Here is a 6,000-nt window from a genome sequence, read left to right as displayed (position 1 = left end):
CTGATCGGCGTGCTGCCGGGCATCGGCCCGGTCGCGACCATCGCGATGCTGCTGCCCGCCACCTACGCGCTGCCGCCCGTGTCGGCGCTGATCATGCTGGCCGGCATCTACTACGGCGCGCAGTACGGCGGCTCGACCACCGCCATCCTGGTGAACCTGCCCGGGGAGTCGTCCTCGGTGGTCACCTGCATCGACGGCTACCAGATGGCAAGGCAGGGCCGCGCAGGCCCCGCGCTGGCCGCGGCGGGCCTGGGCTCGTTCTTCGCGGGCTGCGTCGGCACGCTGATCCTCGCGGCCTTCGCGCCGCCGCTGACCGAGCTGGCCTTCAAGTTCGGCCCGGCCGAGTACTTCTCGCTGATGACGCTGGGCCTGATCGGCGCGGTGGTGCTGGCCTCGGGCTCGCTGCTCAAGGCGGTGGCGATGATCGTGCTGGGCCTCCTGCTCGGCATCGTGGGCACCGACGTGAATTCGGGCGTGGCGCGCTTCAGCTTCGACATTCCTGAGCTCACCGACGGCATCGGCTTCGTGGTGATTGCCATGGGCGTGTTCGGCTACGGCGAAATCATCGGCAACCTCTCGCAGCCCGACGACGAGCGCGAGGTGTTCACGCACAAGGTCAAGGGCCTGTGGCCCACCAAGGAAGACTTCAAGCGCATGACGCCCGCGGTGCTGCGCGGCACGGCACTGGGTTCGGCGCTCGGCATCCTGCCGGGCGGCGGCGCGTTGCTGGCGGCCTTTGCGGCCTACGCGCTGGAGAAGAAGATCAAGATGCGACCCGGCGAGATCGCCTTCGGCAAGGGCAACATCCGCGGCGTGGCCTCGCCCGAGTCGGCCAACAACGCCGGCGCGCAGACCTCCTTCATTCCGCTGCTCACGCTGGGCATTCCGCCCAACGCGGTGATGGCGCTGATGGTGGGCGCAATGACGATCCACAACATCCAGCCCGGCCCGCAGGTGATGACCAGCAACCCCGAGCTGTTCTGGGGCCTGATCGCCTCGATGTGGATCGGCAATGCGATGCTGATCGTGCTGAACCTGCCGCTGATCGGCATGTGGATCAAGCTGCTGACGGTGCCCTACAAGTTCCTGTTCCCGGCGATCGTGCTGTTCTGCGCGATCGGCGTGTACTCGACCAACAACAACACCTTCGACGTGTGGATGGTCGCGATCTTCGGCTTCATCGGCTACCTGTTCCTGAAGCTGCGCACCGAACCGGCCCCGCTGTTGCTGGGCTTCATCCTCGGGCCGATGATGGAAGAGAACCTGCGGCGCGCGCTGCTGCTGTCGCGCGGTGCCTGGAGCGTGTTCGTCACGCGGCCGCTGTCGGCCGGCCTGCTGGTGGCCGCGGCGCTGCTGCTGGGCATCGTGCTGCTGCCTTCCATCAAGGCCAAGCGCGAAGAAGCCTTCGTCGAGGAATGACCCCGGGGCGAGCCTAGTGCAGTAGTTGCCAGGCCATCCCGGTCAGTGCGGAAGCAAGCACCACCGGGATCACACCGGCCTTGAAGCGGAAGAGCGCGAGGGCCGCGAGGGCGCCGATCACGGCGGAAGCGATCTCGAAGGGTCCGGACAGGCCTGCGGGCCAGAGCACGTGGTAGGCGAAGAAGACCGCCAGGTTGACGATCACGCCGACCACGGCCGCGGTGATGGCGGTCAGCGGCGCGGTGAACTTCAGGTTGCCGTGGGTCGATTCGATGAACGGGCCGCCCAGCAGGATGAACAGGAACGACGGCAGGAAGGTGAAGAAGGTCACCACCGCCGCCGCCGCAGCGCCCGCCGCGAACGGCGCCTCTGGACCGAACAGGGCCTGCCCCCAGCCGCCCACGAAGCCCACGAACGACACCACCATGATCAGCGGACCCGGCGTGGTTTCGCCGAGCGCCAGTCCGTCGATCATCTGCGTGGCGCTGAGCCACTGGTAATGGTCGACCGCGCCCTGGAACACATAAGGCAGCACCGCGTAGGCGCCGCCGAAAGTCAGAAGCGCCGCCTTGGTGAAGAACCACGCCATCTGCGTGAGCGCGCCGTGCCAGCCGTATAGCGCGGTGAGCGCGCCAAGGGCGCCGAGCCACAGCAGGAAGAACACCGCCAGCACGCGCGCGAAACGGCCCCAGCCGAAAAGCGCGTGCTGCGGCGTCGGCGTGTGGTCGTCGATCAGCGCCGGCCCGGCCGATGACGCGGCGCTGCCGTGGCCGCCGCCCGCCGCAAAGTACGCCGGCGCAAACCGGCTGCCGAAGTAGCCGATGGCCCCGGCCGCCAGCACGATCAGCGGGAACGGCAGGCGCAGCGCGAAGATCGCCACGAAGGCCGCCACGGCAATCGCCCAGAGCCATGCGTTCTTGAGCACCCGCGAGCCGATGCGCCAGGCGGCGAACAGCACGATCGCCGTCACCGCGGGCTTCACGCCGTAGAGCAGGCCCGCCACGGCCGGCACCTGGCCGTAGGCCATGTAGGCCCACGACAGGCCAACCAGGATGAAGAGCGAGGGCAGCACGAAGAGCACGCCCGCCGCAATGCCGCCCCAGGTGCGGTGCATGAGCCAGCCGATGTAGGTGGCCAGCTGCTGGGCTTCGGGGCCGGGCAGCAGCATGCAGTAGTTCAGCGCATGCAGGAAGCGCTTCTCCGAGATCCAGCGCCGGCGCTCGACCAGTTCCTGGTGCATCAGCGCGATCTGCCCGGCCGGCCCGCCGAAGCTGATGAAGCCGAGCTTGAGCCAGTAGGCGAAGGCCTGCCAAAAGCTGACGGGTGCGGGAGGTTCGACAGGCTCTGGCGGCGGCATGCAGCAGGACTTTCGGGTTGGGCTATTTCAGGAATGCGTCATAGGCGGTCTTCAGGATCAGCGCGCTCACCACGACGATGAACACCCCCCGCACGAAACCGGCCCCGTGCTTCAGCGCAACACGCGTGCCCAGCAGGCTGCCGGCCACGTTGGCCACCGCCATCACCAGCCCATAGTGCCACCAGACGTGCCCCTTGAGCGCGAGCAGCAGCAGGGCCGCGGCATTGGTGAGCGTGTTGATGATCTTGGCCGAGGCCGAGGCGTTCAGGAAGTCGTAGCCCATCCAGCGCACGAACAAAAAGACCAGGAAGCTGCCCGCGCCGGGGCCGAAGAAGCCGTCGTAGAACCCGATCGACAGCCCGATGGCGCAGGCCGCCAGCGTTTCGGCCCGGCCGCTGAAGCGCGGCACATGGTTGCGGCCCAGGTCCTTGCGCGCGATGGTGTAGAGCAGCACGCCCAGCAGTACGACGGGCAGCGCGCGGCGCAGGAAGTCGCCCGGGAACACCGTGACGCCCCAGGCACCCAGCATCGAGCCCGCGAAACCGAGCAGCGCGGCCGGCCACAGGGCGCCCCAGCGCATCTGCACGCGCTGGCTGAATTGGGCGGCCGCGGCCGCCGTGCCCCAAATGGACGCGCTCTTGTTGGTGCCCAGCAAGGTGGCCGGCGGCGCGCCCGGAAAGACGGCAAAGAGCGCCGGCACGAGGATCAGTCCCCCGCCGCCCACGATCGAATCGACAAAACCCGCGAGCAGCGAGGCGCCCGTGACCACCAGCATTTCCATGGCGGCGATTGTCGCACCAGGATTGCTATCAAAAAGGGAGCTTCAACCAGAAGCAGGACGGGCGCAAGAGCGCTCTTCGGCCGGCAGAAAATGCCTCGGCGGGAGGGCTGCGGCGGGCAAAAAAAAGACGCCGACCAGCGGCGCCTTTTGAAGTTCAGCACGGCTTCTCGAGCGGAAGCCTTGAAGAATTTTTGTTGTAGACCGAATTTGTCTCCTCGGACCCTCGGCAGTACGAGCTGGGCCCGTTCGCGAGTGGGCAGACTTTAGGCGGTGCACCGCCCCAGTGCATTGGGAATTACCCGCTTTGCCTTACCTCCGGGGGCCGGTTCGCAAACCAAAGTGTTTCGGACCGTTAACGGCATGGCATGACTTGTGCACGCAAGCGCTTGATCCATTCATGGAGGCCGTCATGTCCATGTCCGAAAGCGAACGCATTGCGCTGGCCGCGCGCCTGCACGTGGCGCTCAGGCGAAAGCACGGGCGCGTGACCGACACCGAATGGATGGCCACCAATGCCGAGTACGCCACGGAGATCGTGCGCATGACGCGCGCGCATGCGGTCGAGACCAAGGACGAAGACCTGTACCTGCTCGCCACCCGGCTGGAGCAGGCGATGGAGCCGCTGGCGCGCGCCGCGCGGCTGGCGGCGCGTGCGCCCGACGGCCATCTGCCGAACCCGCTGCCGCGCTATGCGGACGGGCTGGGCTGAGATCCTTCAGCCCGCCGCGAGCGCGGCCTTGCGGATCGACTGCAGCGTGCTGGCCGGCGTGATGGCTTCGGGATCGAGCAGGCAATGCAGGATCGCGGGCTTGCCGCTGGCCCGCGCCCGCGCCAGCGCGGGGCCGAACTCCTCGGTGCTGGCCACGCGCTCGCCGTGGCCGCCGAACACCTCGGCATAGCCGCGGAAGTCGGGGTTCTTCAGCTGCGTGGCGCTCACGCGGCCCGGGTAGTGCTTTTCCTGGTGCATGCGGATGGTGCCGTACATGGCGTTGTCGAGCAGCACCACGAGGATCGGCAGGCCGTACTGCACCGCGGTGGCGAACTCCTGGCCGTGCATCATGAAATCGCCGTCACCCGCGAACACCACCACCTCGCGCTGCGGCCAGAGGCGCTTGGCGCCCACGCCGGCCGGCAGGCCGTAGCCCATCGATCCGCTGGTGGGCGCCAGCTGGCTCGCGAACGCGCGGAACGGCCAGAAGCGGTGCACCCAGGTCGCGAAGTTGCCCGCGCCATTGCAGAAGATGGTGTCGGCCGGCAGCACCTCGCGCAGGTGCTGCATGACCTCGCCCATCTGCAGCGGGCCCGGAATGCGGATGGGCGCCGGATCGCTCCAGCGCAGGAAGTCCTCGCGCGCGGCCTTCGTCCCGGCCTGCCAGGCGGGCGGCGCGGCCGGGCGCAGCGCGGACACGGCTTCGGCAAAAGCCTGCGGCGTGGCGTGAATGCCCTGGGCCGGGCGATAGAGCTTGCCGAGCTCGTCGGCATCGGCATGCACATGCACCAGCGCCTGCTTCGGCTGCGGAATGGCGAGCAGCTCGTAGCCCTGCGACGGCACTTCCGACAAACGCCCGCCCACCAGCAGCACGAGGTCGGCGTTGCGGATGCGCTCGAGCATGCGCGGATTCGCGCCCAGGCCCAGGTCGCCCGCGTAGCAGGGGTGCTCGGCCGACAGCAGCATCTGGCGGCGGAACGAGCAGTACACCGGCAGCGAGAACGCCTCGGCAAAAGCCGCGAACTGCTGCGTGGCGGCCTCGGACCAGCGGCTGCCGCCCAGGATGACCACGGGCCGCTCGGCCTGCGACAGGCGCTGCTGCAGCTCGGCGATCTGCGCCGCGCCCGGATGGGTCTCGACCACCGCATAGGGCTGCGCATCGGCCACGGTGGCGGCTTCGGTCAGCATGTCCTCGGGCAGCGCGATCACCACCGGGCCGGGCCGCCCCGAGGTGGCGACGTGGAAGGCGCGCGAGACCAGCTCGGGCACGCGCGCCGGATCATCGATCTGCACCACCCACTTGGCCATGGTGCCGAACACCGCGCCGTAGTCCAGCTCCTGGAAGGCTTCGCGGCCCAGCGCCTCGCGCGCGACCTGGCCGACGAACAGCAGGAGCGGCGTCGAATCCTGGTGCGCGATGTGCACGCCGGCCGCCGCGTTGGTGGCGCCCGGACCGCGCGTGACGAAGCAGACGCCGGGCCGGCCCGTGAGCTTGCCCTGCGCCTCGGCCATCATCGTGGCGCCGCCTTCCTGACGGCACACCGTCACGTCGATGGCGGCATCGTGCAGTGCATCGAGTACGGCCAGGAAGCTTTCGCCGGGCACGCAGAAGAGCTGCCGTACGCCGTGGGTGATGAGCTGGTCGACCAGGATCTGGCCGCCGGTGCGGGGAGAAGTCATGCTGTTTCCAATGCAATGAAGGTCTTGGTATCTACTCCTTCCCCTCCCGGGGGA

General features: G+C 68.5%; 5 protein-coding genes. 2 read left to right on the top strand and 3 right to left on the bottom strand.

Features of this window, described 5'->3' with window-relative positions; genetic code table 11:
* Positions 1–1,419 (top strand): tripartite tricarboxylate transporter permease (locus AC1DSC_RS32020; RefSeq protein ID WP_478079550.1); only part of this gene is annotated, 1,419 nt, incomplete at its 5' end.
* Positions 1,420–1,432: 13 nt separating this feature from the next.
* On the opposite strand, the gene chrA is transcribed toward AC1DSC_RS32020, so the two are convergent.
* Both chrA and AC1DSC_RS32010 read right to left on the bottom strand, forming a co-directional pair.
* A complete protein-coding gene (gene chrA / locus AC1DSC_RS32015) occupies positions 1,433–2,776 on the bottom strand; it encodes a chromate efflux transporter (RefSeq protein ID WP_436287163.1) in 1,344 nt (447 codons plus the stop codon).
* A 22-nt stretch (positions 2,777–2,798) separates the two neighbouring features.
* Positions 2,799–3,557, bottom strand: coding sequence for a sulfite exporter TauE/SafE family protein (locus tag AC1DSC_RS32010; RefSeq protein ID WP_012745478.1), 759 nt, complete (start codon positions 3,555–3,557; stop codon positions 2,799–2,801).
* Positions 3,558–3,966: 409 nt separating this feature from the next.
* Here AC1DSC_RS32010 and AC1DSC_RS32005 point away from each other — a divergent pair, with 409 nt between their 5' ends.
* Complete coding sequence (locus tag AC1DSC_RS32005) at positions 3,967–4,266, top strand: hypothetical protein (protein WP_012745477.1); 300 nt, start codon at positions 3,967–3,969, stop codon at positions 4,264–4,266.
* A 6-nt stretch (positions 4,267–4,272) separates the two neighbouring features.
* Here AC1DSC_RS32005 and AC1DSC_RS32000 read toward each other — a convergent pair whose 3' ends face one another.
* On the bottom strand, positions 4,273–5,946 hold the full coding sequence (locus tag AC1DSC_RS32000) for a thiamine pyrophosphate-binding protein (protein ID WP_436287162.1): 1,674 nt from the start codon (positions 5,944–5,946) through the stop codon (positions 4,273–4,275).
* Positions 5,947–6,000: the final 54 nt, after the last annotated feature.

This window comes from Variovorax sp. 01N425 (genome assembly GCF_056399465.1).
This window is presented reverse-complemented; position numbering and strand designations above follow the sequence as displayed.